Source organism: Bartonella fuyuanensis (assembly GCF_014197255.1).
Classification (GTDB): domain Bacteria; phylum Pseudomonadota; class Alphaproteobacteria; order Rhizobiales; family Rhizobiaceae; genus Bartonella; species Bartonella fuyuanensis.
The window spans coordinates 1-2,944 of sequence record NZ_JACIFE010000052.1; the positions used below are offsets into that span (position 1 = coordinate 1).

Annotated in this window: 2 protein-coding genes; both read right to left on the reverse strand. The window is 32.4% G+C overall.

The window, feature by feature from the left end:
• Positions 1–178: 178 nt before the first annotated feature.
• Entirely contained in the window at positions 179–868 is a 690-nt protein-coding gene (locus GGR08_RS07740; RefSeq protein ID WP_183194727.1) for a hypothetical protein, read from the reverse strand.
• 84 nt (positions 869–952) lie between these two features.
• Positions 953–1,675, reverse strand: coding sequence for an LbetaH domain-containing protein (locus GGR08_RS07745; RefSeq protein WP_183194728.1), 723 nt, complete (start codon positions 1,673–1,675; stop codon positions 953–955).
• Positions 1,676–2,944: the final 1,269 nt, after the last annotated feature.

The following is a 2,944-nucleotide window of genomic DNA, read 5'->3' on the forward strand; positions in this document are numbered from 1 at the left end:
CGATAAAGGCTTGTGATATTTCGAGTAAGAGCATGTTTGATTTTTTTGATTTCACTGGTTAATTCGTATTTTTGAGACATAGAGATACCCTCACAATCTAATGTGATAAACGTTTGATAAAATTTGAAATGAGATGTTTAAAGAAGGGCACCCCGCACCGCCCGCGCCATTATGTTATTTACGCTGCTTTATTTTCAACAATCTTTAAAACGGTATCGTTTTCATAAATTTCACAATCCTCAGGAATCCCATATGCATAATAAGGGTTTTGTTCTGTATATGAATAACCATCTCTTTTTAATCTTGCATTGCCATGTACCAAACCTCTAATGGTGTGATAACCAGTCACTTTAGCATTGCCATAAACAGAACCATAGACCTTAACATACCCACCCACGCTAGCATTGCCATAAACCTTGCCATAAATTTTTGAAGAGCTACTTACAACAGCATGATCATAAACCTCAGCCTTGCTATAAATGCGTGCACTTCCTGTTAATTTTGCATTCCCATAAACTCTTGCATATTGATAAACCCACACCTTATCAGAAAGATGCGCATTATCATAAACATGAGCTCCAAAATACACGCGGGTTTTATCATATACATGCGCATTGCCATAAACAAAACCACCAATGGCAGCATTGCCATATACCCTTGCATTTTCATAAACACGACCAGATTTTACAACACAAGCATTATCATAAACCCAGCAATTGCCATCGTGAGAAAGGTTATCTTCCTTTTCAATAAAGCCCCCTAAAGTATCTGCTTTAACATCAGTAAAGTCTTTTAATGCTTTAATGCGATAAAGGGTATAATTATTAATTACACGCGTTTCATTTGTGAGTGCAAACTTCTTTTGCATGAGCACTATTCCTTTATAAAAAGATTTGAATTTTAGAATGAAATGTTTAAAGGGGGGCGCCCCCGCCGCGCCCACGCGTGTCATTTACGCAGCATTACTTTCATATTCGCTGTCATTATCATCGTCATAATACCCTTCAAAATCAGCATAATACTCATGACGATAATAATCATCTTCGCTACCAAACTCAGGATATGCATCATCACAGATATCTTCATTAGCTGTTAAAGAGGCATTGCTATGAATATATGAAGAACCAGAGATAAGAGCATCACAAATAACGGCATCATCAAAAACACGTGATTCATCACAAATGTAAGCAGAGCCACTTATTTTTGCATTGCCTCCGACATGGGCATCATCACAAATGACAGCATTATCGGAAATATGAGCATGATCAGTGACACGGGCGTTATCATAAATTTGTGCATTGCCTTCAATTACAACGGCGTTGTTAGCATGCGCATTACCAGACAGCTTTGCATTGTCCTTTAATGTCCTTCCTTCAAAAATAGCATTCCCATAAATTTGCGCATTACCATAGACATCAACAAAAAAGCTTTTTACTTTAGCATTTCCAAAGACGCGTGCATTTTGAAAGACCCGAGCTTTATTATACACCCAGCAATTACCTTCATGAGAGAGATTATCTTCACTTTCAATATAGCCACCGAGGTCACCTTTTTTCACATCATCAAAATCTTTTAAGGCTCTAATTCGAGTTAAGAAATGACCATCGATATATTCACAATCATCAATAAATTCGTATTTTGGAGATGTTTTTTCTGTGTTAACAATAGAATTCATTTTTACACCTATTCGTAAATTAGTTTTCAATTGACACCCTATAAGAGCATCGGGCGCTGAAAACACGGCGAATAGTCCGTTGCTATGCTTTTCCCATAAGGGTATTGTATGGCATAGCTACACCCGACAAAAATCACTATATATGCTAATCACAGCATAAAAGATAGTCAGTGTTTTAAAAGAAATGGAAAAGGTTTTTTCGCAACCTATTCGCTATTCGAAAGTGTTTTCATCACTTGGTTATCTATATAACAAAATACGTATTTATTGTCAATTAATTTATAAACTTTTTTGATATTTTTTTGTATTTTTTTAAATACGTTGTGTATTTATAATATCTTATGCTTATTAATTGCTTCTTTTATATTTATGTGCTTTTAAAGCTATATTATAGGCTTTCTGAAACGATTGCGTTATTTTCTGAATCTATACATTTATAATATTTAGAAACGCTCTCATAATGCGTATTTTAAACTTTATAACCTATCAATTTTGTTACTAAATGGCTTTTAAGATTTCTGTTAATTTCTTTTAATAACACATTTTAGACTTAACAGCCTTTATAGGGACTGTCTTTAATAACAAATGCTTTCATTTGCATTTTTGCTTTCTCTATAGTTGTTATGTTCTTTATAGCCATGGCATCATTTTTCATGTTCATAAGAGAAATGATAAATAGGATAATTGCGATTTATTGTCTGTTATGAAAACATCTCAATAGAAACTGATCATTATAGAGATTAGCAAAATCCCTTTTAATAAACTTTTGTCATTTTTGTCAGTTCTTTTTAGAACCTATATAATTTTTTTTAAATGAGAGAAAATTAAAATCATTATATTTCAATAAGTTAAGTTTTATGAATTTTTCAAAATACAACTTATTAAAACATCCATAACAAATAAATACAACTGTAAATATATATTTGTCAGTTTATGTCAGTACATTGAATCGACAAAAGTGATCATTTAGTGAATGATTAAAACATGTCTTATGAGAGTATGTAATCTTTAAAGCCTTTCAAAAGTTGGTTTGTAACTCATTGAAATGCTATCAAAATCATTATGGTTATGAGTTTTGAAGGGGTTTTGAGTTTTGAGGGTTGCTGTTATTATGTAAAAAAACGTTAAAAATTAAAAATGTTATTTTTCAATATGTTAAGATTTTACAGATCTTAAAAAACAACTCATATTGATAACACAACCTATAAATTCAACTAATAATATACGTTTTGAAGGGGTTTTGACGATTTTTACACCTTCAAAACCTAT

What these genes read in the sequence shown, in the direction of transcription:
- GGR08_RS07745 (WP_183194728.1), bottom strand. Translation starts at nt 1,675, where the DNA reads ATGAATTCTATTGTTAACACAGAAAAAACATCTCCAAAATACGAATTT.
- GGR08_RS07740 (WP_183194727.1), bottom strand. Translation starts at nt 868, where the DNA reads ATGCAAAAGAAGTTTGCACTCACAAATGAAACGCGTGTAATTAATAAT.